Source organism: Archangium lansingense (genome assembly GCF_026626635.1).
Taxonomy (GTDB): domain Bacteria; phylum Myxococcota; class Myxococcia; order Myxococcales; family Myxococcaceae; genus Archangium; species Archangium lansingense.
Genome location: NZ_JAPNKA010000001.1, coordinates 128769 through 154925, shown reverse-complemented (window position 1 = coordinate 154925; position 26157 = coordinate 128769). Strand labels below are relative to the sequence as shown.

The 26157-nt window shown below is 71.2% G+C and carries 10 protein-coding genes; 3 read left to right on the top strand and 7 right to left on the bottom strand.

The window, feature by feature from the left end:
* Nucleotides 1–42 precede the first annotated feature (42 nt).
* Genes OV287_RS00535 through OV287_RS00505 form a run of 7 tightly spaced genes read right to left on the bottom strand, consistent with a single transcriptional unit; the run spans nt 43 to nt 13857 of the window.
* Nucleotides 43–318 carry a Rieske (2Fe-2S) protein gene (locus OV287_RS00535; RefSeq protein ID WP_267531976.1) on the bottom strand — a complete coding sequence of 92 codons (276 nt, stop codon included), beginning with the start codon at nt 316–318 and terminating at the stop codon, nt 43–45.
* Entirely contained in the window at nt 315–1688 is a 1374-nt protein-coding gene (locus tag OV287_RS00530; RefSeq protein ID WP_267531975.1) for an iron-containing redox enzyme family protein, read from the bottom strand. Before OV287_RS00530 ends, OV287_RS00535 begins: the two co-directional genes overlap by 4 nt.
* 51 nt (nt 1689–1739) lie before the next feature.
* Complete coding sequence (locus tag OV287_RS00525) at nt 1740–3758, bottom strand: fused MFS/spermidine synthase (protein WP_267542266.1); 2019 nt, start codon at nt 3756–3758, stop codon at nt 1740–1742.
* An 18-nt stretch (nt 3759–3776) separates the two neighbouring features.
* Nucleotides 3777–4613 carry a cupin-like domain-containing protein gene (locus tag OV287_RS00520; RefSeq protein ID WP_267531974.1) on the bottom strand — a complete coding sequence of 279 codons (837 nt, stop codon included), beginning with the start codon at nt 4611–4613 and terminating at the stop codon, nt 3777–3779.
* A complete protein-coding gene (locus OV287_RS00515; protein WP_267531973.1) occupies nt 4610–11761 on the bottom strand; it encodes a non-ribosomal peptide synthetase in 7152 nt (2383 codons plus the stop codon). Before OV287_RS00515 ends, OV287_RS00520 begins: the two co-directional genes overlap by 4 nt.
* A gap of 52 nt (nt 11762–11813) precedes the next feature.
* A complete protein-coding gene (locus OV287_RS00510) occupies nt 11814–13160 on the bottom strand; it encodes an MFS transporter (RefSeq protein ID WP_267531972.1) in 1347 nt (448 codons plus the stop codon).
* Nucleotides 13161–13164: 4 nt separating this feature from the next.
* Nucleotides 13165–13857, bottom strand: a complete 693-nt coding sequence (locus OV287_RS00505) for an FkbM family methyltransferase (protein ID WP_267531971.1) — start codon at nt 13855–13857, stop codon at nt 13165–13167.
* Nucleotides 13858–14101: 244 nt separating this feature from the next.
* On the opposite strand from OV287_RS00505, the gene OV287_RS00500 reads away from it, so the two are divergent.
* The 3 genes from OV287_RS00500 to OV287_RS00490 are packed head-to-tail and all read left to right on the top strand — an operon-like array spanning nt 14102 to nt 25824.
* Nucleotides 14102–15145 carry a fatty acid desaturase family protein gene (locus OV287_RS00500; protein ID WP_267531970.1) on the top strand — a complete coding sequence of 348 codons (1044 nt, stop codon included), beginning with the start codon at nt 14102–14104 and terminating at the stop codon, nt 15143–15145.
* 37 nt (nt 15146–15182) lie between these two features.
* Nucleotides 15183–16280, top strand: a complete 1098-nt coding sequence (locus OV287_RS00495) for an inosamine-phosphate amidinotransferase 1 (protein ID WP_267531969.1) — start codon at nt 15183–15185, stop codon at nt 16278–16280.
* 49 nt (nt 16281–16329) lie between these two features.
* Nucleotides 16330–25824, top strand: a complete 9495-nt coding sequence (locus OV287_RS00490) for a non-ribosomal peptide synthetase (protein WP_267531968.1) — start codon at nt 16330–16332, stop codon at nt 25822–25824.
* The last annotated feature ends 333 nt before the right edge of the window (nt 25825–26157 follow it).

Sequence of the window (26157 nt, the reverse complement as noted above, 5' to 3'; positions counted from 1 at the left end):
ATGTTCCCAGAGGCGCACCTTCGAGGACCTGCCCGAAAAGGCTCAGTCCGGCTCCGGGACCACCACCGTCATCACCGCACCCACTCGCACGGACGGCATGCGCCTGGCCTCCAGGTTGCGCTGGGTGTTGACCATGTCGTGCCAGGGGCACTTCACGCACTGCGTCCCCTCGTCATACGTCCCCAGGCTCAGCGGGCCGCCGCGGTGCTTGCACCGGTCCAGGATGACGACGAGCTCCCCGTTCTGGCGCAGACACAGGTAGCGCTCACCGCCCACACGCTGGCGGGCCCAGTGCCGAGCCTCCATCTGGAGAATCATCCGCGCCCCCCTGCAGCCTGGGGCTCCAGCACGAGCGAGGCGCCCTCCTCCAGCACGCGCACGCCCAGCATCCGCCCGGCGGGCACCATCACCGCCCCGCCCGGCCCCAGCACCCGCGGCGACAGGTAGCCGCCATCCACCTCCACCCGGCCCTTCACCACGCCCACCACGTGTGGCGTGTCGTACACGTTCGGCTCCAGGAAGGTGCCCGCCGCGAGCTCCCGCGCCTCCAGCCCCTGCCACGGCCCACCAGGGGCCGCTCCTCCCGCCGCGAGCGCCTCGCAGAAGTCCATCTGCTCCAGGTAGTCGCGCTCGGACACGTCCCCCAGCAGCCGGCTCGCCTCGATGCCGCGCACCATGGCGGGAATGACGCTGTCCCCGTAGCGCTCCACCATGGGGCGGATGAGCTTGTCGAACGCCATGCGCCGATGGTGCAGGTCGATTCCCACGTGCTCGTCGAAGTAGCCCGTGTTCACCCCCGCTCCAAAGGTGTCGTGCAGCAGCCGGCTGAACTGCCGATTGAAGTGCGGCACCACCGCCTCAATCCAATACAGCGCGCCCACGTACTCGAACCACCGCGTCTTCGTGGCGGTAATCCAGTGGAAGTAGCTCGTCATCAACAGCGAGGTGGGCAGGTACCAATAGTAATGCGTGTGCACCCGCGGGCTGAGCCCCACCGAGGAGAGCGTCTCCTCGAAGAGCGTGGAGTGCTTCTGCGGGTGCACGCCGTAGCCGAACTCGTCGATGAAGATCTTCATCAACTCCGAGTGCACCGGCCCGTAGTTGCCGGGCAGGGCCCGCGCCATCTGCGAGGCCTCCGAGAGGAAGTCCGGCGCCACCTGCAACAGGAAGAGGCGCGCGGCCTTGTCCGGGTGGGCCGTCCGGCGGATGCGCTCACACAGGCCGCTCGGGGCCGCCTCGAAGCGGCTCAGCGCGTCGCGCGTGTACTCCTCCAGGTGGGCCATGGACCAGGGGCCCTGCACGGAGATGGTCTCAGTGAGAAAGTCGAAGCAGGAGCGCTCCAACACCGGGCGCAGCAACGCATTCGCGGCCACGAAGTCCGGCGCGTAGTAGCTGTGGAACGCCTGCAGTTCCTGCTCGCTGAAGCGCGCGGACGGCAGGTAGAGGTTGTTCTGCTCGTAGATGTTGAAGAGCAGCCGGTTGAGCACCAGCGAGCGCCGCGTGCACAACGTCTCCATCCGCAGGGGCTCGCCGAGCGAGCCAGGCGACAGGCCCGTGAGGTCCGTAGGCCGGTGATAGGGATTGTCCAGCGTCCAGCCCCGTCCGGGCTGATAGGGCGCGGAGGACTGGAGGTGCTGCCAGAGGGGGCGCAACGCGGGGGACTCGAGGAGGGTGGCGGTGTCCAACATGGTCTGGGTCTCGTGGGAGAAAGGAAGAAGCAGGTAGGAAGGAGGCGCCCCTCACTGCGCCGGGGCGCGGCCATCACCGAGCAGCGCCACCAGCAACGGCAACGCCTCGGGGCCCTTGTTGGAGTCCACCAGCGTGGCGGCCTCCGCGTAACGCCGGAGCTGCGGCGCGGCGCCCCCGGCGGGCACCTCGGCGGCGGGAAGCTGCGCGCACCGCTCCAGCACCGGCGTGTGGACGTAGCGGGCCACCGAGCCGTGGATGTCCTCGTGCTGCCGCGCCGCCCAGCCCAGCAGCTCGTGGCAGAAGTCTCCGCCCTTCGTCTCCAGGTAGGACTTGAAGCCCGGCTCACTCGGCGAGAAGGACGCGGCCGCCGCGGCGTAGTGCCGCACGGAGATCATCCGCAGATCGTCCGGGCTCGCGCCCTCCACCCGGGACTTCCACTCGGCGCTCTCGCGAGCACGCAGCAGCGAGGCGAGGTAGCGGTCAATGTAGCCCTTGAGGTGGAGCTGGTGATCCGGCACCCACGCATCGGAGAAGGGCCGCAGCTCGCGGCGATCCTCCGGCACCTTCACGAGTGAGAGCGACGCCACCGCCCAGGAAGCACGCAGGTGGGGATCCGCCGACGTGTCGAGCGCCCGGCGCGTGAGCTGCTCCCGCAGCCCGGCCAGCTCCGTGGGCCGCTTGAAGGCGTACAGGTGACCATTGCCGAAGAAGTCACTCTGGAAGAGCGAGGCGAAGCCCGCATGCAGCAACGCCGAGTGCAGGTGGCGCACGCCCACGAAGGGCTGGGGCTGCTCCAACCCGCTGAGCACCTGGTAGTCCCACAGGTTGGTGTTCATCTGCATCACTCCGCCCTCGGACAGCCGGGCGCGCGCCAGGGCGAAGAACTCCTGGGTGATGCAGTGGGTGGGAATCTGCTCGCCGGCGAAGATGTCCACGACGATGTAGTCGTAGGTGCTGGTGTCCTCGCGCAGGAAGAGCCGGGCGTCGCGCACCACCATCTTCACGCGAGGGGACTGGAGCGCGGGCACGAGGCGGAGCGACAGGTCCACCACCAGTGGATCAATCTCCACGCCCGTCACCTCCGCCTGAGGGTCCGCCGCGAGGATGGCCGCCACCGCCCCGCCCAGCGCCGTGCCGAGCACCAGGTAGCGGCGGGAATCGCGCGCGAGGCCCACGTTGACGTAGGCGGTGGTGAACTGATCCTTGAGCGGCGCCTTCGGGTACACCGTGGAGTGCACGTAGTCGCGCGAGGGCATGTACTCCAGGCGCTCGTCCCCGCCTTCCTCCTGGGCGCGCAGCACGCGCACGGTGCCGTAGAGCGACTCGCCGGCGAACACGAGCGCCTCGTCCTTCTTCTCCAGGAGGTGCGCCGTCGCCGGCCCGCCCACCGCCATCGCCAACGCGGCCACCGCCGCCCCCGCGGCGAGCACCCGCCTGCGCCCGAGCGCCAGCCCGAGCGCCACCACCAGTCCCAGCGACGCCAGGAAGATGCCGAGCGTCGTCTGCACCCCCAGCACCGGCAGCAGCAGGAAGGAGGGCAGTGTGGTGCCCGCAATGCTGCCCACGTTGGACACTGCCATCAGGTTGCCCGCGGTGCGCCCCGTGCCCTGCCCGGAGTCGGAGGCCGACAACAGCTTGATGAGGAACGGCGACACGTGGCTGAGCGCCACCATGGGCGGCCCGAAGAGCACCAGCGTCGCCAGCGACACCGGCACCACGTGCTGGAGCGTCACGTCATCGAACGAGGCGCGCAGGTGGTAGCACGCGTCCAGCAGGGGCTCGACCAGCAGCAGGTGCACCACCGCCACGTAGACGACCGACGCGCCGATGAGGCCCAGCAGGAACTCCAGCGAGCCGAAGCGCTGCGAGAAACGGCCTCCCAGGTAGTACCCCACCGAGAGGGCGATCATCACCAGCGCCAGCAGCACGCCGGTGACGTAGATGGATGAGCCGAACGCCGTCCCCAGCACCCGAAAGCCGCACATCTCCAGCAGCATCACGTTGAAGCCGCCGGCGAAGGACAGCAAGTACAGGTATGGATTGAGCAGCCGATGCTGCGATGAGACCATCTCGGACAAGACGTGCTCCTAGCCGACGCTGTGGGAGTTGGGGTTGGTGAAGGACGACTTGAGGAACCACCAGGCGAACCCGAGCGCCTCGCTGCCGTGCACGAAGTTGTACGTGAGCGAGATGCTCGTCCGGGTCGTGTGGACCTCGTGGAACCACAGGTGGGGGACGAAGAGCGTCTCCCCGGGAAGCAGGTCGAACTCCACCATCTTCGCGCGGCCGAACGAGGGTGGCTCGAACTCCAGGTGCTTCACCTGGCGCGCGCGCCGCGAGTCGCGGTCCGGCAGCTGCGACTCCTGGTCCGGCGCCAGCACGTAGCAGCGCTTGGAGCCGTACACCTGGCAGACGATGGCGTTGGAGCGGATGCCATCCACGTGCAGCTTGCTCGCGCCGCCCCGGGGCGAGATGAAGAGGCCAAAGCCCGGGTAGCGCTCGCGCGTGGGGTCCATCCCCAGGGGCGCGAAGGGGATGCAGTAGCCACGCTCGGGCATGAAGTAGGGCCGCGCCCAGTGCTCGCGCACCGGCTCCATCGGCTCCAGCTCCCGCATCCGCATATAGCGCAGGTGCTGGATGCTCCCATCCTGGGGCACCGGACCAGTCTCCGCGGCCTTCAGGTGCGCGTAGAACTCCGAGTACGGCATGCGGCCCTCGGGGTCCGGCCCGTCCCGAGTCACCTCCACCGGCAGTTCCCCCAGCAGGGACTGGAAGTACTCGGGCGTCCACAGCTCCCGCGCCTTCCAGGTGTCCAGCGCGTCCGAGACGATGACCGGCTTGTTCGGGACGACATACTCCTGGACGAACTCGCGAGGGGACAGCTTCTCCCGGACGTCAATGGGTCGATTGGGCATGGCTCTCATGGTGCGTTCTCCAACGCCCGCCGGAAGTGCTCCGCGACGGCGTCGACGTGCGGCTCGCGCACGAGTTGGTAGTGGTCTCCCGCCACCTGGTGGTGCTCCACGCCCCCCAGGACAACGGCCTTCCAGGTGTCAGGCAGAGCGGGCTCCAGCGAGGCCTCGCGCTCGGCGGCCTCGAGAAGCAGCATGCGGCCCAGGTATGGCCCGGGACGGTAGCGCCGCAACGCGCCCAGGTTGCGCCTCAGCTCCTCCAGCACGTGCTGGAGCGGCTCGTCGGCTCGGCCCTTCCCTGCGAGCAGCTCGCGGGCCTCGTCCTCGGACACGCCCAGCTCAGCGGACACCAGCCCGGCCAGCTCCGCCGCCGCCCACTCCTCGGACACCTCGCTGACGGAGTCAGGCACCGCATCGAGCGCCAGCAACAGCGCCACCTCGCGCCCGCGCGCCTCGAGCTGACGCGCCATCTCGAAGGCCAGCACGCCGCCCAGGGACCAGCCCGCCAGCAGAATGGGGCCCTCGGGCCGGACCTCGCACACGCACCGGACGTACTCGCGCGCCAGCTCGGCCAGCTCCTCGGGGCGCTCCACACCCTGCAGCCCCACCGAGCGCAGGCCATAGTGGGCCCGCTCGCGTCCCAGACGCCGCAACAGCGGCTCGTAGCACAGCACTCCGCCGCCCACCGGGTGCACCCAGAAGAGCGGAGGCCGCTCCCCCCCCTCGCGCAGCAGCACCAGCGGCGAGTGCTCCGGAGCGCTCCTCCCGGCCTCGATACGCCGGGCGAGCGCGTCGATGGTGGGCGTCTCGAACAGCGTATCCAGCGGCAGCTTCACCCCCAGCGACTGCTGCACCCGCGTCATCATCCGCAGCGCCAGCAGCGAGTGGCCGCCGAGCGCGAAGAAGTCGTCCGTCACCCCCACCTGCTCCACGGAGAGGAGCTGCTTCCAGATGGACGCGAGCTCCTCCTCCACCGGGCCCCGCGGCGCCACCGCCGCCGTGCGTGGCCCGAGGTGCGTGGCCTCTGGGGGACGCAGCTGCTTGCGGTCCACCTTGCCACTGGCGTTGAGGGGCAGCGCGGGCATCGGCACGAGCGCCGCCGGCACCATGACGGCCGGCAGCGAGGCCGCGAGGTGCGTGCGCAAGGACTCGGACCACTCCGCCTGAGCAGGCCCTTCCAGCGCATCGCGGACGGCGCAGTACGCCACCAGCCGCACGTCCCCCGGCCCGAAGGTGTGCGTCACCACCACGCAGTCGCGGATGCTCGGGTGGGCGCGGAGGCAGGACTCAATCTCCCCCAGCTCGATGCGCACTCCACGCAGCTTCACCTGGTGGTCCGTGCGACCGAGGAACTCGATGTCCCCGTTGGGCAGGTAGCGCACCAGGTCGCCCGTCCGGTAGAGCCTCGCGCCGGGCTCGACGCTGAAGGGGTCCGGCACGAACTTCTCCGCCGTCACCTCCGGCCGCCCCTGGTAGCCCCGCGCCAGGTAGGCACCGCCGATGAGCAGCTCGCCCGGCACTCCCACGGGCACCGGCCGCAGGTGCGCGTCGACGATGTACATGCTCGAGCGCGAGATGGGCTTGCCGATGGGCACACTCTGCATCCCCGGCACCATGCGGCAGGGCCAGTGCACCACGTCCACCGTGGCCTCCGTGGGCCCATAGGTGTTGACGAGCTCGACGGACAGGGTCGCCAGGAAGCGCTCCTGCAACACGAGCGGAATGGCCTCGCCGCCCACGAAGACACGCCGCAGGGACGGGCTGCTCATGAAGAGCGGCTGGTCCAGCATCAGCTCCAGCATGGAGGGAACGAGCTCCATGCTGGTGACGCGGTGCTCGTCCACGTGCCGCGCGATGACCGAGGGATCTCGATTCCCCCCCGGCGGCAGCAGCACGAGCTGCGCGCCCGTGGAGAGCGCGTGGAAGATCTCCAGCACGGACGGGTCGAAGCCCAGCGAGGCCACCTGCAACACCCGGCTGCCCTCACCGAGCGGATAGGCGGCCTGCCCGAACGCGAGCCGCTGGCACACCTCGCGGTGCGCGAGCATCACGCCCTTGGGCCGCCCCGTGGAGCCCGACGTATAGATGACGTACGCCAGGTGCTCCGGTTCGAGCGCCGGAAGCGCGAGCGGCTCCGTGTCCTCGCTCCCCGCCACGTCGTCGAGCCACAGGCGCTCGAGCGCCATGATGGGCAGGCGCTCCTCCAGCCGCTTCTGGGCGAGCAGCACCCGCGCGCCCGAGTCCTCCAGCATGTACTGGAGCCGCTCGGCGGGGTGGGTGGCGTCCAGCGGCACGTAGGCGCCGCCCGCGTGGATGACGCCCAGCACTGCGATGATCATCTCCAGCGAGCGCTCGGCGCACACGCCCACCCGCACCTCCGGACCCACGCCGCGGGCTCTCAGCGCGCGGGCCACACTCCGGGCCCGGGCCTCCAGCTCGCGGTAGGTGAGGAGCGACGTGCCGAAGGACAACGCCGGAGCCTCGGGCGAGCGCGCCGCCTGGGCCGCGAGCAGCGCGGCGAGATTCGTGTGCGTGGGGAACACGTCCGGAGTGACGTTCCACTCCACGCAGATGCGCTGGCGGGCCTCGACGTCCAGCACCGGCAGCTCGCGCACGCGCAGCTCCGGAGCACGCACCGCCGCCTCCAGCAGCGTCTCGTAGACGGACAGCCAGTGCGCCACGACCTCCTCGTTGAAGAGGTCCGTGTCGTACTCGGCCTCCAGCTCCAGACCGTGGCCGGTGTCCGTCACCGCGAGCGTGAGGTCGAACGTGGACGTGCCCGTCTCCACCTTCAGCGGCTCCACCCGCAGCGAGGAGAAACGCTCCGGCTCGCCCCCCGGCTCGTTGTAGATGAACATCGTCTGGAACAGCGGCGTGTGCTGGGTGGAGCGCACCGGCTGCACCGCCTCCACCACGTGCTCGAAGGGGATGTCCTGGTGCGCATAGGCGTCCAGGCACACCTGCTTCACCCGGGCGAGCAGCTCGCGGAAGGGCAGCGCTCCGGGCACGGCCGCGCGCAGCACCAGCGTGTTCACGAAGCAGCCGAGCAGCCCCTCCACGTCCGCGTGCGTGCGTCCGGAGATGGGCGTGCCCACGAGCAGCTCCTCCTGTCCCGTGAGGCGGTGCAGCAGCGCCTTGAAGGCCGCGAGCGACCACATGAAGGGGGTGACACCCTGCCCCTGGCTCGCCGCGAGCAACGCCTCCCGCAGCGCCCCGGAGGCCTGCCGTCCGAGCGTGCGACCCCGGTAGCGCTGGCGCTGAGGCCGGGGCCTGTCCCTCGGCAGCTCCAGCACCGGCAGCTCTCCACCGAGCTGCTGGCGCCAGTAGTCGAGCTGACCCGCGAGCGCGCCGGACTCCACCCACCCGCGCTGCCACGCGGCGAAGTCGGCGTACTGCACGGGCAGCGGCGCCAGGGCCGCCGGACGACCCTCGAGGTGCGCCGCGTACAACTCCCCCAGCTCGCGCACGAGCACGCGCAGCGACCAACCATCGGAGACGGCATGGTGCATGGAGAGCACGAGCACGTGCTGCTCGGCCCCGAGCGTGCACACGTGGGCCCGCAGCAGCGGACCGCGCGCCAGATCGAACGGGCGCTCCAGCCACGCCCGAGCCAACGCGAGCGCCCGCGCCTCCCGCTCCGCCTCCGACACCTCCGCGAGGGACACCTGCTCCAACGCCACCGTGGCCTCGGGGACGATGAGCTGGCGCGGCTCTCCCTCCACCTCCACCAGCCGGGTGCGCAGCACCTCGTGCCGCTCCACCAGCCCGCGCAGCGCGGCGGAGAGTGCCGACGCCTCCAGCCTCCCCTCCAACCGGAGCGCGAAGGCCATGTTGTAGAAGGCGCTGCCCGTCTCGAGCTGGTCGAGGAACCACAGCCGCTGCTGAGCAAAAGACATCGGCGGCGGCGTGCTCCGCTCCACCCGGCTCAGCGGCGGAGGCAGCCGCGCGGGAGCCTCCCCGGCGCGCGCGCGCAACCAGCCCGCGAGTTGCTCCAGCCGCGGATGCTCGAAGACGGTCTTCAGCGGCACCTGGAGCCGGAAGGTCTCACGCAAGCGAGAGACGAGCTTCGTGGCGAGCAGCGAGTGCCCGCCCAGCGCGAAGAAGTCCGAATCCACGCCCGGCACCTCCACCTCCAGCACCTGGGCCCAGAGGTCCGCGAGCAGGCGCTCCTCTTCCGTGCCGGGAACGAAGCGCGAGGGCACGCCCGCGGAGCGCGGAGCCTCGGCCTCGACGAGCCGCTGCCGGTCCACCTTGCCGTTGGGTCCGAGCGGCAGGGCGTCCACCACGGTCCACGAGGTGGGCACCATGTGCTCCGGCAGGCGCTCGCGCAGGGCCACCCGCAGCGCGGAGGGCGACGGGGGCGCGGCCTCGTTCCGCGGCACGACGAACGCGGACAGCCGCTTGTCTCCCGACGGGTCCGGCAGCGCGAGCACCACGGCATCCGCCACCTCCGGCCGGGCGCGCAGCACCTCCTCGACCTCTCCCAGCTCGATGCGGTAGCCGCGCACCTTCACCTGCCGGTCCAACCGCCCGAGGTACTCGATGCGGCCGTCCGCGCGGAAGCGCGCGAGGTCCCCCGTGCGGTACAGCCGCGCACCGGGCCGATCACTGAAGGGATGCGGGATGAACCGCTCGGCCGTCAGCTCCGGCCGACCGAGGTAGCCCCGGGCCACGCCCGGCCCCCCGAGGAGCAGTTCCCCCGGGACGCCCACCGGCACGGGCCGCAGCCGCGCGTCGACGATATGGGCCTCGGTCCCCGAAATGGGCCGGCCGATGGGAAAGCCGTCCACGGGCTCGCCCGGCGCCACCACGTGGCTGCATGCGAACACAGTGACTTCCGTGGGCCCGTAGCCATTGATGAGGGCACAGTCCGGGAAGCGCTCGCGCACGCGTCCCATGTGGTGCGCGGACACGGCATCGCCGCCCGCCAGCAACTGCCGCACCCGCGCGAGCCCCTCCAGGTTGCCCTCCACCATCTGGTGGAACAGGCCGGCCGTGAGCCACAGCGTGCTCACCTTCCGCTCCTGGAACAGCGTTCCCAGCTCCTCCAGGGACAACGCGCCCGGAGGCGCCATCACCACCTGACCGCCGTTGCACAGCGGCCCCCACAGCTCATAGGCGGAGACGTCGAACGAGATGGAGACGAACTGGAGCACGCGCTCCCCCGCCCCCAGCTGCGCGTACGTCGAGCCCGTCACGAGCCGCGCGAGCCCCCGGTGCGTCACCCCCACGCCCTTGGGCCTGCCGGTGGAGCCGGACGTATAGATGACGTAGACGAGGTTCTCCGGCACGAGCCCACTCTCGAGCGCCTCGCCGGGCTCCCGCGCGAGCGCCTCCGCGTGCGCGTCCAGCAGCACCCGCCGTTCCCCCATCGAGGGAATGCGCCCGGCCACGCGCTCCTGCGCCACCAGCACGGACACACGGCTGTCCTTCAGCATGAAGGCGAGCCGGTCCTCGGGATAGGCAGGGTCGAGAGGCAGGTACGCCCCACCCGCCTTGGAGATGCCGAGCATCCCCACTGCCAGCTCCAGCGAGCGCTCGGCGCACAACCCCACCACCGACTCGGGCCCCACGCCCAGCCGGCGCAGGTGGTGCGCGAGCTGATTCGCGCGCCGATCCAGCTCCCGGTAGGTGAGGCTCTCGTCGCCAGCGCTGACGGCCACCGCGTCCGGCGTGCGCCGCGCCTGCGCCTCCACGAGCGCGGGCAACGTCGTCTCCTCCTGCCCGGGCTCGGGCCCCCGGCTCCACTCGCCGAGCACCCGCGCGCGCTCCTCTGCGTCCAGCAGCGGCAGGTCCGCGATGCCCATGTCTGGCGTCGCCGCGCCCCGCAGCACCCGCTCGTAGTGCGCGAGCATCCGGCGCACCGTCGCCTCGTCGAAGAGGTCGGTGCTGTACTCCACGTGGCCGCGCAGCCCCCCGGCCGTCCCCTCCAGCGACAACATCAGGTCCAACCGGGCCGTGCGCGTGGGAATGGCCAGAGGGGTGACGCGCAGGCCCGCGAGCGCGAGCGGCACCGCCGGCTGGTTCTCCAGCACGAGCATCACCTGGAAGACTGGAGGAACGCCCAGGCTCCGCGGCAGCCGCAGCTCCTCCACCACCTTCTCGAAGGGGATGTCCTGGTGGACGTAGGCCTCGAGCGTCTCCGCGCGCGCCCGGCGCACCAGCTCGCGCAGCCCCGGGTTTCCCGCCGTGGACACGCGCAGCGCCAGCGTGTTCACGAAGAGGCCAATGAGCCCCTCCTGCTCGGCGCGGCGGCGGTTGGCCACCGGCGTGCCGATGACGACCTCCGGTGCCCCCGAATACCGGTGCAGGAGCGCGGAGAAGCCCGCCAGCAGCGTCATGAAGAGTGTGGCGCCCTCGCGCTGCCCGAGCTCCCGCAGCGGCGCCAGCACCTCAGGCGGCAGGGAGAAGTCCAGCGTCGCGCCCTTCAACGTCTGCACGGGCGGGCGTGGGCGATCCACCGGCAGCTCCAGCACCGGCAGCGGCCCGGCCAGCTTCCGCTTCCAATACTCCGCCTGGCGCTGGGACTCGCCGCCCTCCTCCATCCACTCGCGCTGCCACTCGCTGTGGTCCACGTACTGCAACTCAGGCTCCGGCAGCGGCGAGCCCCGCCCCGCCCGTGCCTCGGCATACACCTCCAGCAACTCCCGGGCGAAGATGGCCATGGACCACCCGTCCGAGATGATGTGGTGCAGCACCAGCAGCAGCACGTGCTCCTCGTCCTCGAGCCGCAGCAGCGAGGCGCGCAGCAGCACGTCCCGCTCCAAGTCAAACGGCCGCGCCGCCTCGCGGGCGCACCAGTCCAGCACGCGCGCCGTGCGAGCCCCCGGCTCCACCGGCTCCAGCTCCGCCAGCGTCAGGCCGAGCGACGCTGGCGGATGGATGACCTGGTTCACCTCGCCATCCGCCGCCTCCTCGAAGCGCGTGCGCAGCGCCTCGTGGCGGTGGAACACCTCGTCGAGGGCCTGCCCCAAGGCCTTCACATCCAACGGCCCCGTCAGCCGCAGGGCAAAGGGCATGTGATAGGCGGCGCTCCCTGGCTCCAGCCTATCCAGGAACCACATGCGCTTCTGCGCGTAGGAGGCCGGAAATACATACACCTCCCCCTCGTGGAGGATCTCGTTCGGCTCGCTCATGACCTGGGCGGACATCTGTCGCATGAACTCGTTGGGTGAGAGGGATTGGAGTATGCCAACCCCCTCCCACACTCCCTCAGCCACCCACTCCGGTGGCATGTGTGGGGTTGTCTTGAAGAACGTCATCCTCGATGCGGTACAGACCCGGCCGGGCCCGCACCACCGCCATCACCGTCATCAACAACAGCCCCAGCAGGAAGAGCAGTAGGCCCACGCCCCGGCCCTTCCCCACGCCGAAGACGCCTCCCAGGCTGCCCGCGAGCGCTCCATCCGGCGCAAGCAGGGGCTCGAGCACGCGGTCCACGAGCGGCCCCGCGCCGAAGAACACGACGACCGCCGTGGCCTCGCCCACCATGCGCCGCAAGCCGAACGCACGGCCCTGGAGCTCCGCCGGAATCCGGAGCTGCCACACAGCGTGGGCACAGCTCCACACCACGGGCATGCAGAACATGGCCACCCACCCCGCCACGGCCATGACCACCACCGAGCCCCCAAGGCCCGCGCCGATCAGCGCCAGCCCCATCAGCGCGCCCGCGCCGAGCACTCCGTCCATCTTCCGGCGCGGCCCGCTCCAGGTGCTCATGGCCACGCTGCCACACAGCGCTCCCACGCCCGCCACCGACATCACCATCCCCATCACCGCTGGCGACGTGTGCGCCAGCAGCATCGGCGGCACCAGCACCTCCATGGAGCACAGGGTCATCGTCACCATCGAGGCCAACACCAGCAGCCCCACCAGCTCGCGCCGCGAGGCCACGTACTCCCAGCCCCGCACCGCCTCGCGCCAGGCCGAGCCCGGCTGCCCGCCTGCTTCCACTCGCGGCACCGCCGGGAAGCGCAACAGGAGCAGCAGGCTCACCCCGACGAGGAAGGTGGCGAAGTCGAACACCAGCGCGGCCATCATCCCCCCCATCGCCAGCAACCAGCCCGCCAGCGTGGGCGCGAGGATGTCCGTCATTCCCTCCGACACCTGCACCAGCCCCACTGCCCGGGAGAGCTGCGCGGGGGGCACCAGCTGAGAGATGGCGGCGGACCAGGCGGGTGACTGCAGGGCGCTCGCGCTCGCGCCCGCTATCACCGCCAGGTACAGGTGCCAGGACTGGAAGTGTCCGGACAGCACCAGCCCGGCTACCGCCAGCGTGCACAGCGCCGCAGCCGAGTCCGCCCACAGCATCACCCGGCGCCGGTCGTACCGATCCGCCACCACGCCCGTGAAGGGCAACAGCAGCAACACCGGCAGCGCGTCACACATCGCAACCAGCGCGAAGTCCGTCACCGCCCCCGTGCGCTGGAAGAGCCAGATGCCCAGGGCGAGCCGCGACGCGCGCGAGCCCACCATCGACACCGCCTGGCCCAGGCAGATCGCGACGAAGGTCCTGAAGCCCGGCCCCTCCTGGCCGCTGTGTGCCTCGCGGGTTCGCACGCGCCTACCGGTTCTCCAGGTCCGACAGCGGCACGAGTCCCGGCGTGGGCAGATCAGAGACGCGCCGATAGAGCGCCTCGCCGTGCTGGCCCCCCGAGTGCGGGAACTTCTCCAGGTACATGAGGCGGAAGCCCTGATCGCGCAGGAACGCATCCACCTCCTCGAAGAGCGCACAGCCCTCGTAGCGCCGATCGAAATTCACCTCGGTAAAGATGGTGTCCAGCTGCTCCAGGGTGCGCGGCGCCCCTTTCAGCGCGAGCAGCTCGCCCCCCTGAATGTTGAGGTAGAGCGCGTTGTAGGGCACCCCGCCCCCGTGCCGCTCCACCACCGTGTCCAGCCGAAGTGTGCCCACCTCCACGCGGACCGGTGCGTGCGCATCCGCCATCTCCCGCCCCACCAGCTTCACCCAGTACTCATCGTCTGGCTTCAGGAGGGAGTTGAGCGTGGGTACTCCCGGCACCATGTAGTACGCGGACGTCCCTTCCCGGTCCGACACCGCCGCATGCACACAGCGGACGCGCGCCGAGGCATGGCGCTCGAGCTGTGAGAAATCCTCGGGGTTGGGCTCAATGCACAACACCGACTCGAAGCCCGCGTCGAGGAAACCCCCGACATTTTCACCCACGTGGGCCCCCGCATAGATGATGCCTTGGGGCTTCACGAGATGTGTCTGGAATAGCGTACGCAGCGTGTACATGGCTCGGGTTCCTGGGAACGTGTCTGGTGATGGAGCCGTATAGGACATGGGTCTGTCATGTCCGCTCACCGCTCGGGTCATCCCTGACGTCGGCGAGGCATGTCAGACGCGTCTCTATCCTCTGCGAACACTTCACCCGACCCGGTCTCTCCATTCACTCCAGCGATTGGCATCGGGCCCCTTTCTCAAATCCAGACAAGACCCGGTGACTGACAACACCGACACAAGGAGCACTGACACCACCATGGAGGACACGGCCCCCTCCCTCTCTCCCGTCCGGGAGACGGGGGCGTCGCCCAGACTGAAGGTGGAGGAGCTGCGCCGCTTCCGGCTCTATCTGTCCGAGGGCGAGCGCGGAGAGCGCTTCCGGCGCTACCACCAGCCGAGGCCCCTGGTGGCGCTGTGGCAGGTGGCGCAGTCGTGGGCGCTCGTCTTCGTCGGCTGGGCAGCGGTGGTGTACGTGTCACCGCTGTGGCTGCCCGTGGCGCTCGTGCTGGTGGGCTCGCGGCAACGCGCGCTCGGCAACACGCTGCACGATGCGGCCCACGGCAACATGTTCACGGGGCGTAGGACGAACCGCCACGTGGCCACGATCCTCTTCGGTCCGTGCATCTTCGAGGACTTCGAGGCGTACCGGCTCTCGCACCTGCGGCACCACGCCTACCTCGGAGACCCAGAGGGGGACCCGGACTTCCTCCCGCCACCCCGCGACGCGGACGGCCACGTGGTGCGCTCGTCGTGGCGCTTCTACCGGTCCTTCCTCTTCAACGGCGCGCTGTGGCGCAAGTCCGTGCTGGGAGAGCTTCCACGCATGAGTGGTGCGCAGCGCCTGCGGGTGGTCGTCTGGTGGGCCGCCATGCTCACCGTGCTGGGCGTCGTCGGAGGTGCCCGCGCCGCGCTGTCATTCGCGGCCGTGTGGATGCTGGCGCGCGCGACCGTCTATCACGCCATCAAGGTGTTCGCGGAGATCTCCGACCATGTCGGGCTCGAGCCGGGAAGCATCCTTGGCTACACGCGCAACCTGCCGTCCAACGGGCTGGCGTTCTTCCTGCACCCGCACCACGACAACTACCACCTCACGCACCACATCTTCCCCCGCATCCCCCTGGCCAACCTGGCCCACATCCACCGGATGCTGGAGCCGCTCCCCGAGTACGCGACAGCCAATCACTGTCACGGCTACTTCCTGGGTCCCCATGCGGTGGTGAAGAGCTGGACCACGCCGGTGGCCAACGCCGCCCCGCCCCTCGTCTCCAGCACTCCAGCCCAGCCGGACCGCGTGGCCTGACGCCCCTCCGTTCCACCCCTCCTCTCAAGACACCCGAATGATCGCCACAGCTCAGCCCCAACCGTCCAAGCAGCTGCCCGTCGTCAACGCCTTCACCGAGTGGGACCTCCTGGAGGAGGTCGTCGTCGGCGTGGTGGACAACGCCACCTTCCCCGAGTGGCACATCTCGCTGAAGGCCACCGTGCCGGACAACATGTGGGATCTCTTCCAGCGCAACGCGGGCCGCCCCTTCCCGCCCGAGCGCATCGCCGCGGCCAGGAAGGATCTGGAGGAGCTGGTCCACATCCTGGAGGCCGAGGGCGTCACCGTGCGGCGGCCGGACGCGCTGGACTTCCGCCGGCCCATCGTCACGCCGCACTTCACCAGCTCGGGCGGGTTGTACGCGGCCATGCCTCGCGACGTGCTGCTCGTGGTGGGGGATGAGATCATCGAGTCGCCCATGGCGTGGCGCTCGCGCTACTTCGAGCCCCTGGCCTACCGCGCGCTCATCAAGGACTACTTCCGCGCGGGCGCGCGCTGGACGGCCGCCCCCAAGCCGGAGCTGCGGGACGAGCTGTACGTGCACGACTTCGTGGACCCCACCGAGGACGAGCCGCCCCGCTACGTCATCACCGACACCGAGCCCACCTTCGACGCCGCGGACTTCATCAAGTTCGGCAGGGACCTGGTCGTCCAGAAGAGCAACGTCACCAATGAGTTCGGCATCCGGTGGCTACAACGCCACCTGGAGGGCCGCTTCCGGGTGCACGTGGTGGAGCCGCGCGACACCCACCCCATGCACATCGACGCCACGATCATGCCGCTGGCGCCGGGCAAGCTGCTGGTCAACCCGCAGCGCTTCCCCAAGGTGCCCTCCCTCTTCCGCGGCTGGGACATCCTCGAGGCGCCCACTCCCTGCATCCCCGACGGCCACCCGCTCTACATGACGAGCAAGTGGATCAACATGAACCTGCTCAGCCTGGACGAGAAGCGGGTCGTCGTGGAGCGCAGCGACGAGCCGATGATCGCCGCGCTGCGCCGGTGGGGCTTCACGCCCATTCCCTGCAACTTCCGCAACTTCAACACCTTCGGCGGCTCGTTCCACTGCGCCACGGTGGACGTGCGCCGCCGCGGCGGTGCCGTGTCCTACCTCTAGAGACGAACGCTGAAGACGCACGCTCTCCCCTCTCCCGCCCGCCCGACATATGAGCACCTCCTCGTCCGCCGTCTCCCAGGAAGCCGAGCCCCTCAGCCATCCCCAACGCCGCATCTGGTTGACGGAGCAGGTGGCCCCAGGCGGTGCGGTGGGCACGCTCGCGGGGTTGTTGGAGGTGAAGGGCGCAGTGGACGCGGGGCTGCTGGCCCGGGCGGCACGGCTGTTCCTGGAGCAGACGGAGGACGCGCGCGCGGAGGTCGTGGTGCACCAGGGCGAGCCCTTCCAGGTGCCCGCCCGTGGGCCGGTGGAAGAGGTGCCCGTGCGGGACTTCCGGGGTGGGCCCGAGCCCCGGGCCGCCGCACTGGCCTGGGCTGGAGAGCGCGCTCGCGAGCCGCTGAGCCTCGGGAGGGGCTCCCTGCGCGAGCTCGCGGTGCTCACGTGGGGCGAGGGCTCGGCGCTCTTCGCGCGGTTCCACCACCTGCTCGCGGATGCAGCCTCGCTGGCCCTGCTCGGCCGGGGAGTGGGCAAGCTGTACGAGGCGCTCGCCGAGGGCCGCGCACCGGAGCTCCCCACGCCGGGGCGCTATGCCGCCTTCCGCGAGGAGGAGCGCCAATATCTGGCCTCGGAGACGGCCGCTGGAGACCTGGCCGCGCTGCGCGAGGCGCTGGAAGGTGTGGAGGAGCCCACCCTGCTGGGAGAGTCCGGGCTGGCCCTCACCGGCACCCGCGCCGAGCGTCACACGCTGGTGCTGGAGCCCGCGTTGACGGAGGCCCTCCATGCTCGGCTGCGCGAGTGGGGCAGCACTCCCAACCGCTTCTTCTGCGCCCTCACGGGCCTCTTCCTCGGAAGGTTGTTGGGGCGACGGGACGTGTGCCTCGGGGCGTACTCGCACAACCGGAACTCGCGGCAGGCGCTGCGCACCTTTGGGATGTGTGTGGCCACCGTGCCGCTGCGCCTGGAGCTGGAGCCTGAGAGCTCCTTCTCCGACTGGTTGTCGCGCGCGGGCTCCCGCGTGGGAAGCTTCCTCCGGCACGGGCGCTACCCGTACGAGTCGCTGCTGGAGCGGCTCGAGGCACCGGCACTGCGCCGCCAGGGCCTCTTCGACACCGTCGTCTCCTACCAGAACCAGCAGTACGAGAGCACCCTGGCCGGTCATCCGGTGGAGATCCACTGGCTGTTCAGCGGCCACGAAGCCCATGCGCTCGCGGTGCAGGTGAGCGATCGCACGCGCCAAGGCGAGCTGCGGGTGGACCTGGACCTGCGCACGGGCGCCTTCCCCGAGCAGGTGCCGGCCCGACTCGCGGAGAGCTTCCTCGCGCTGCTGGAGGCGGTGGTGCGTGAGCCCAGCACCCCGCTGGGGCGGCTGCCGCTGGTGGGTGAGGCCACACTGGCGACGATCCTCGGACTGAATCCTCTTCCGCCCTCCACGCCCGCTCCGAAGGATGCGCTGACGCCCATTCTCGAGCAGGCGGCGCGCGCGCCCGACGCAGTGGCCCTGCGCACGGGCGGACAGCGGCTCACGTATGGCGAGTTGCTCGGCCGGGCCCGGCAGCTCGCCGCGGAGCTCACTGCCCGAGGCGTAGGCCGGAACGACACGGTGGCGCTGTGCACGTCGCGCTCGGCCTCTCTGCTGGTGGGACAGCTCGGCGTCCTGTGCGCGGGCGCGGGCTGGTTGCCCCTGGAGCCTTCCCATCCTCCCGAGCGCCTGCGCTTCATGCTGGAGGACTCTGGCGCCCGGCTGGTGCTGCTGGATGAAGCCACCGCCTCGCTCTCCGCCGTCCTGTCCGTGCCCTCGGTGCGGGTGGACATGCTCGGCGAGCCGGTGGTCCCCGCGGCTCCCCTCCCCGCTCGCCCCGGGCCCAGAGACCTAGCCTACGTCCTTTATACGTCTGGCTCCACCGGCAACCCCAAGGGCGTGCTCATCGAGCACCACTGCGTGGGCAACTTCCTCGCCGCCATGGCCGAGGCCCTGCCGCTGGGAGAGCGTCCCCGCGTGCTCTGCTGCACGAATGCCACCTTCGACATCTTCGTGCTGGAGACGCTGCTGCCGCTGTCGCTCGGGCTGGAGGTAGTGCTGGCGGACGAGGAGGCACAGTCCTCGCCGGAGCTGCTGGCCACCCTCATCCTGCGCGAGGGCTGCGAGCTGGTGCAGCTCACGCCTACCCGCCTCCAGCTCCTCCTGAGCCATCCGCTCGGGGAGCGGGCGCTGCGCTCGGTGCGCCTGCTGCTGGTGGGCGGAGAACCGCTGCCCCCCGCGCTGCTGCGCACCGTGCGGGGCATCACCCCGGCGCGCCTCTTCAACATGTATGGCCCCACGGAGACGACCGTCTGGTCCACCACCGCGGAGCTGAGCCACACGGGCCCCGTCCACGTGGGCCGCCCGGTGCGCTCCACGCGGGTGTACGTAACGGACGCCCAGGGTGAATTGTTGCCACCGGGCCTGGTGGGCGAGGTCCTCATCGGCGGCGAAGGCGTGGCGCGCGGCTACCTGAACCGGCCCGAGCTGAACGCGGAGCGCTTCGTCCGCCTGCCCTTCGACGCGGGGCGGCTGTACCGCACGGGAGACCTGGGGCGGTGGCGGCCGGATGGGAACCTGGAGCACCGGGGCCGCGCGGACCACCAGGTGAAGGTGCGCGGGCACCGGGTGGAGCTGGGCGAGGTGGAGGCGCGAATGATGGCCTCGGGCGTGGTGGCCAGCGCCGCGGTGGTGGTGCGCGAGGACGGGGCGGGGCAGGCAGTGCTCGCGGCCTTCTATGTGCCTCGCGGGGACGACTCGGGCCTGCGGGGCTTCCTCGCCACGCACCTGCCGGACTACATGGTGCCCACGTACCTGGTGCCACTACCGGCCATGCCCACCCTGCCGAGCGGCAAGACGGACCGCAAGGCGCTGGGAAAGTGGCCGCTGGCCGTGCGCGCCCGCGAGGCCGTGCCGCCCGAGGGTGCTCGGGAGACGGAGCTGCTCTCGCTGTGGCACGAGGTGCTCGGCTCGGAGGCAGGCGGCGTTACCGACGACTTCTTCGAGCGGGGTGGCCAGTCGCTGCTCGCCATCCAGTTGCTGCACCGCGTGGCCGTCAGGCTGGGCCGGCGCGTTCCGCTGGCGCGCTTCCTCGCGGCTCCCACCGTGCGCGGGCTGGCCGCGCTGCTCGACGAGGCCGAGGCCGCCCTGCCCCCGCTGGTGCCCACCGAGCCCTCCGCCCACCACCCCACTACCGCCGCCCAGCGGCGGATGTACCTGGTGCACGAGCGCAGCGGCGGCACGGACACCAGCTACCACATGACGGGCGCCCTGCGGCTGGAGGGCTCGCTGGACGAGGCCCGGCTGGCGCGGGCCCTGGCCGGACTGGCACAGCGCCATGAGGCCCTGCGCACCTCCTTCCACCAGGTGGAGGGAGAGACCGTGCAGCGCGTGGCGAGTGCCGTGGAGCTGCCGCTGGAGCGTTGGGAGGCACGGGGGGAGAACGTCTCCAGCCTGCTCGCGCGCTTCGTGCGGCCCTTCCGGCTCGGCACCGCGCCGCTGATGCGCGCGGGGCTGGCGCGCGTCTCGGAGTCCGAAGCGCTGCTGCTCGTCGACTTGCACCACCTGGTGGCGGATGCGGCCTCGGTGGAGGTGCTGGTGGAGGAGCTGTGGGCCTTGTACGAGGGGCGAGCGCTCGAGGCCCCCCGCCTGCAGCCGAGGGATTACGCGGCGTGGCAGCGGCGGCTGGCGGGTGCTCCGGCGCTCCAGGAGGCCGAGGCGTGGTGGAGGCGCGAGCTGGCCCTGCCTCCGACACCTCTGGAGCCTGGCACCAGCCGGGCGCGTCCCGCCACCGTCTCCAACGCCGGTGCCACGCACATGGAGGAGTTCCCCGCGGAGCTGGCCGCGGGTCTCCACACCCTGGCGCGCGCGCACGGCACCACGCTCTATAATGTGCTGCTGTCCGCATTGACGCTGCTGCTGACGCGGCACTCGGGCTCGCGAGAGCTGGTGGTGGGCGCCCCGATGCTGGGACGTCCCCTTCCGGAGCTGGAGCGCATGGTGGGCCTGCTCACGCAGACGCTCCCGCTGCGCAACCGCACGCGGCCGGGCATGACGGTGGCGGAGCTGCTCGCCGAGGTGTCCCTGCGCACCCGCGACGCCCTCGCCCGCGAGGCCGTGCCGTTGGACATGCTCCAGGAGGGCCCCTCCGCGGACGCCGGGGGTGCCATGTATGACGTGCTGCTGCTCGTGCGCGAGCCCCGGCCCCCGGAGCGGACCTCCGTCCACGGGCCGCGCGTCCACCGGGTGGAGCACCCCATCCCCTCGGCCAAGGTAGACCTCACGCTGACGGCTGTGCCCGCGTCCACGGGCGAGGCGCTCGCGCTGGAGTGGACGTACCGCACGGACGTGCTGGAGGGCGTGGAGGTGGCGGCGCTCGCCCGGCGCATGCGACGCGTCCTGGAGCAGATGGTTGAGGCTCCCTCGCGGCCCCTCTCAGCTGTGGACGTGCTCACCCCGGAGGACCGGGCCCGTCTGGACGACTTCCACACCGTGCGCCAGCCTTTCGCGGCGGACGTCACGGTGCTGAGGCTGTTCACGGAGATGGCCGCGCGGCACGCCTCGGACGTGGCGGTGTGGCACGAGGGCCGCTCGCTCACCTACGCGGAGCTGGAGTCACGCTCCCGCCGGCTGGCGCGGACGCTGCGCGCGCTCGGCGTGGGTCCCGAGGTGCGCGTGGGCCTGCTCGCCGAGCCCTCGCTGGAGATGGTGGTGGCCATCCTCGGCGTGCTCGGGGCGGGCGGCGCCTGGGTGCCATTGGATCCTTCCCACCCCGAGGAGCGGCTCGAGCTGCTGCTGCGCGACAGCGGCGTGGAGCTGCTGCTGCACCAGGGGGCCACGCCGTGCCCCGCCTCCTTCACCGGGCGCGTGCTGCGGCTGGGGGAGTCGCTCCTCTATGCGTCCGGAGACGGTGCCCTGCCCGAGGTGGCCCGGCCCGAGCACCTCGCCTACGTCATCTACACCTCGGGAACGACCGGCACGCCCAAGGGGGTGATGCTGGAGCAGCGCCAGTTGTGTGCACAGCTCGCCTGGCTTCGCCGCTTCTTCTCCGGCACGTCGAGGCGCATGCACCACATGCTGCTGGTCTCGCCCGCGGTGGACGTGTCGGTGCACCAAATCTTCCTGCCGCTGATTCGGGGCGACACGCTCTACCTGCCGCGCCAGGAGACCATCCTCTCGCCCGAGGCGCTCGCGGCCTATGTGGCGGCGCACCACATCGACGTGGTGGACTCGGTGCCAGCGCTGCTCAAGGGCCTGCTGGAGCGAGACGCGGCGGCGGGCCGGCTGGAGGTGGAGTACCTGTGCTTCGGCGGCGACGTGCTGAGCACGGACGTGGTGCGGCTGGTGGGCCGGAGCGTCCATATCCGTCACCTCATCAACTACTACGGGCCTACCGAGACGTGCCTCAACGCCACCGCACTGATGACGTCCGAGTGGGAGCGGTTGCAGCGGGTGCCCATCGGCCGGCCCTGTGACAACTACACCCTCCATGTGCTGGATGCGTCGCTCTCGGAGCTGCCACCGGGCTGCGTGGGCGAGCTGTACGTGGGAGGCCCGGGCGTGGCGCGCGGCTACCTCGGGAGGCCAGAGCTGACGGCGGAGCGCTTCGTGCCGGACCCCTTCCGCCCCGGAGAGCGGCTGTACCGCACGGGAGACCTGGGGCGGTGGCTGCCGGACGGACAGCTCGACTTCGTGGGCCGGGCGGACCAGCAGGTGAAGATTCGCGGCTACCGGGTGGAGAAGGGCGAGGTCGAGGCCGCCCTGCGCCGCGCGGCCCTGCACTCCGGGAGTGCGCTCTCCGAGTGTCTCGTGGAGGTGACGGATGCGAACCCGCGCCGGCTGGTGGCCTTCCTCGTGCCCGGGCCGGGAGGGGCCGCACCGGATGTGGCCTCGCTGCGCGCCGCCCTCAAGCGGTGGCTGCCCGTATATATGGTGCCCTCGGCCTTCGTCCCCGTGGAGCGCCTGCCCCTCACGGTGAGTGGCAAGGTGGATCGCAAGGCGCTGCTCGCCCTGGCGGAGGAACACGAGGCCGGGCTCCCGGAGCAGGTCGAGCCCCTGTCCCCCACCGAGGAGCGTCTGGCCTCCGTCTGGAGGGAGCTGCTGGGCGTGCGAGGCGTCCGTCCGAGCGACAACTTCTTCGACCTGGGAGGCCAGTCGCTGCAGGTCGTCCAGGTGGTGTCGCGCCTGCGCGAGGCCCTGGGCGTGGACGTGCCCCTGCGGCTGCTCTTCGAGGCGGAGGATCTCGCGGCCCTGGCGCGCGGCGTGGAGGGGCTGACGCGACGGACAGCCCAGCTGCCCCCCGTGGTGCCCGTGGCTCGGACGGGCGCGCTGCCGCTGTCCTCGGCCCAGCAGCGGCTGTGGCTGTTGGACCAGCTGGAGCCCGGCAGTCCCCTCTACACCATCGCCGGAGCGCTGCGGCTGGAGGGCGAGCTGGACGTGGGCGCCACCGAGGAGGCCCTGCGCGCGCTGGTGGCGCGGCACGAGTCCCTGCGCACCCGCTTCGTGTCCGAGGCGGACGAGCCCGTGGCGGTGGTGGAGCCCGCGCCGCCCTTCTCGCTGGAGCGCGTTGTCCTCCCGGACACCGGGGCCGACCTGCTCGAGCGGATGGACGCGGTGGTGGCCGAGGTGGCTCGGCGACCCTTCGTGCTGGAGCGGGCGCCGCTCTTCCGTGCCGTGCTGGTGGAGGTTGTCGCCGGGGAGCACCTGCTCGTGCTGGCGCTCCACCACCTCGTCGCGGATGGCTGGTCCCTGGCGCTGCTGAGCCGGGAGTTCGCCACCCTCTACGAGGCGCGGACGCGAGGCGGAGAGGCGGCCCTGCCCCCGCTCGCGGTGCAGTACACGGATTTCGCTGCATGGCAGCGCGAGCACCTGACGGAGGAAGCCCAGGCGCCCCTGCTGGCCTTCTGGAAGAAGCACCTGGAGGGCCACACCGAGCTGAACCTGTCCACGGACTTCGCCCGGCCCGCGGTCCAGTCGCACCGGGGCGCCACGCTCGCGTGGGGGCTGTCCGAGTCCCTGTCGGAGGACGTACGCGCGCTCGCTCGGGCCCGGGGTGTCACGCCCTTCATGGTCATGCTGGCCACCTTCCAGGCGCTGCTGCACCGCTACACGCGGCAGGAGTCGCTCACGCTCGGCATTCCGGTGGCCAACCGCGGCCAGCGCGAGGTGGAGGGCGTGGTGGGCTGCTTCGTCAACACGCTGGCCCTGCGCGTGGACGTGCGTGGCGAGCGCTCCTTCACCGAGCTGCTGGAGCAGGTGCGCGAGCGCACCCGGGAAGCGCTGGCACACCAGGAGCTGCCCTTCGAGAAGCTGGTGGAGCATGTGCAGCCTCCGCGGGACACGAGCCGCTCGCCCCTCTTCCAGGTGATGTTCAGCTACGACGTGGCGCCCGAGGCCACGCTCCAGCTCGGCGGCCTGCGCCTCACGCCGTACGAGGCGGACACGGGCACGGCCAAGTTCGACCTGACGCTGAGCGTGCTGGAGCAACCCGGCGGGCTGCGCTGCTCGCTGGAGTACGCGACGGACTTGTTCCGCGAGGCCACCGTCTCCCGCCTAGCACAACACTACGAGCATCTGCTGTCCGCCGTGGTGCGGGAGCCCCAACGGGCGGTGCGGCACCTGCCCCTGCTCACCATCGAGGACACGGCGCTGCTGGAGCGCCACCGCGCCACCGCTGCCCCGCCCGGCCTCCCCCTCACCGTGCACGGCGCCTTCGAGGCCCAGGTGGCGCGCACGCCCGGAGCCCTGGCGCTGCGTCATGAGTCGCACTCGCTCACCTATGCCGAGCTCGACGCGCGGGCCAACCAGCTCGCCCACGTGCTGCGGCGCCGGGGCGTGGGCCTGGGAGCACACGTGGGACTCCTGCTGGAGCGCTCGGTGGAGGCGCTGGTGGGCTTCCTCGGGGTGCTCAAGGCGGGAGCGGCCTACGTGCCGTTGGACCCCGAGTACCCCCGCGAGCGCCTGGAGGCCATGCTGGACGACTGTGGCGCCCGGCTGTTGCTCACCCGCGCCGCGCTCCTCGAGCGGGTGGGCGCGCGAGGCGTGGAGGTGCTGGACGTGGACGCCTGCCGCGCCGAGCTGGAGGCCGCGCCCCGCGAGGCACCCCGGGTGGACGTGCCGCCCTCGGCTCCGGCCTACCTCATGTACACCTCGGGCTCGACGGGCCGGCCCAAGGCGGTGGTGGTGCCGCACCGAGCCGTGGAGGGCTACGCGCGCTCGTGCATCCAGCTCCACGGCTACACGTCCGCGGACCGGGTGTTGCAGTTCTCCACCCTCAGCTTCGATGCGAGCGTGGAGGAAATCTACCCGGCGCTGCTGAGCGGGGGCACGGTGGTGCTGCGCACCGAGGCCCTGCTGGACGCGCGCGAGCTGTGCGCGCGGTGCGAGGAGTGGGGCGTCACGCTGCTGTGGCTGCCCACGGCCTTCTGGGTGGAGCTGACGGCGGCGCTGGCGTCGGGCGCGGCGAGGCTGCCCGGGTGCGTGAGGACCGTGGCCGCGGGAGGCGAGAAGGTGCCTGCCGCGCAGGTGCTCCAGTGGCGGCGGGTGGCGGGCGGCGTGCGCCTGGGCAACGAGTACGGCCCCACGGAGACGACAGTGGTGGCGGTGGCCGCGGACCTGGACGCCGTGGCGGAGGAGGAGCTGCGGCGAGGCCTCGTCCCCATTGGCCGGCCGGTGCCGGGCATGAGGGCGTATGTGCTGGACGCGGCGCTCGAGCCCGTGCCGCCGGGAGTACCGGGCGAGCTCTTCCTGGGAGGCGCCCACGTGTCCCAGGGCTACCTCGGCCGGCCGGAGCTGACGGCGGAGCGCTTCCTGCCCGACCCCTTCTCCCCGGAGCCGGGGGCACGCTGCTACCGCACGGGAGACCTGGCGCGCCTGCTGCCGGACGGCTCGCTGGAGTACCTCGGCCGCACGGACCAGCAGCTCAAGTACCGAGGCTTCCGGATAGAGCCGGGGGAAATCGAGTCGGTGCTCGGCCGGCACCCGGGTGTGAGGGAGGCGGTGGTGGTGCTGCGCGAGGACGCGCCGGGAGTGAAGCGGCTGGTGGGCTACGTGGTGCCCTCGGACGGAGCGCCCCTGGAGGTGACGGAGCTGCGCGCCTTCGCCCGGGGTCAGCTACCCGAGCACATGGTGCCCACCGCCCTGGTGGCGCTGCCGCACCTGCCCCTCACGCCGGGTGGCAAGGTGGACCGGGCCGCGCTGCCCGCGCCGGACGCCGGGGCGGACGCTCCCCGTACGCCTCCCTCCACTCCGCTGGAGATGGGGCTCGCCACCGTGTGGAGGGCGCTGCTGGGCGTGCCACGGGTGGGCCTGGAGGACGACTTCTTCGAGCTGGGCGGCCACTCGCTGCTGGCCATGCGGGTGGTGGCGCGAGCCCGAGAGGAGCTGGGCCTCGAGGTGCCGCTGCGCGTCCTCTTCGAGCACCCCCGGCTGGGGGACCTGGCCCGGGCTCTGGAGGGGCGTTTGGCGGTGCCCGGGGACTCGCGGCGCATCACCCGGGTGGACCGGGGAGCCCGGCGAGTGAAGCGTTGACGCTTCCGAAGCTGGCATACGGGTTGTGCGATGGTGTAGAAACCCAATCCGTCATCTGGCCGCGCTCCTCGCGGCCGGGAGGGTGGACGCGACGACGCACGGCAGACGCGCCAGGTAGCGCGAGTGGTCGAGAGAGGTCCGGAAAGCATCAGCCTTCGCGCCTCGAGCGCGGGAGCGGCGCTGCGCCGCTCTGGAAGCAATGCAGGACACTCTCCGCAAGGTAGCCTGTTCTTGGCTCTCTCCTGGTAGTGGAGCTCCGGCCGCCCGGGGAGCTGAGCCAACGACGCAACCGCCGTTTCCCCAGGCGGCCGGAGCTCCACTACCAGGGAGAGC

What these genes read in the sequence shown, in the direction of transcription:
- OV287_RS00535 (WP_267531976.1), bottom strand. Translation starts at nt 318, where the DNA reads ATGATTCTCCAGATGGAGGCTCGGCACTGGGCCCGCCAGCGTGTGGGC.
- OV287_RS00530 (WP_267531975.1), bottom strand. Translation starts at nt 1,688, where the DNA reads ATGTTGGACACCGCCACCCTCCTCGAGTCCCCCGCGTTGCGCCCCCTC.
- OV287_RS00525 (WP_267542266.1), bottom strand. Translation starts at nt 3,758, where the DNA reads ATGGTCTCATCGCAGCATCGGCTGCTCAATCCATACCTGTACTTGCTG.
- OV287_RS00520 (WP_267531974.1), bottom strand. Translation starts at nt 4,613, where the DNA reads ATGAGAGCCATGCCCAATCGACCCATTGACGTCCGGGAGAAGCTGTCC.
- OV287_RS00515 (WP_267531973.1), bottom strand. Translation starts at nt 11,761, where the DNA reads ATGCGACAGATGTCCGCCCAGGTCATGAGCGAGCCGAACGAGATCCTC.
- OV287_RS00505 (WP_267531971.1), bottom strand. Translation starts at nt 13,857, where the DNA reads ATGTACACGCTGCGTACGCTATTCCAGACACATCTCGTGAAGCCCCAA.
- OV287_RS00500 (WP_267531970.1), top strand. Translation starts at nt 14,102, where the DNA reads ATGGAGGACACGGCCCCCTCCCTCTCTCCCGTCCGGGAGACGGGGGCG.
- OV287_RS00495 (WP_267531969.1), top strand. Translation starts at nt 15,183, where the DNA reads ATGATCGCCACAGCTCAGCCCCAACCGTCCAAGCAGCTGCCCGTCGTC.
- OV287_RS00490 (WP_267531968.1), top strand. Translation starts at nt 16,330, where the DNA reads ATGAGCACCTCCTCGTCCGCCGTCTCCCAGGAAGCCGAGCCCCTCAGC.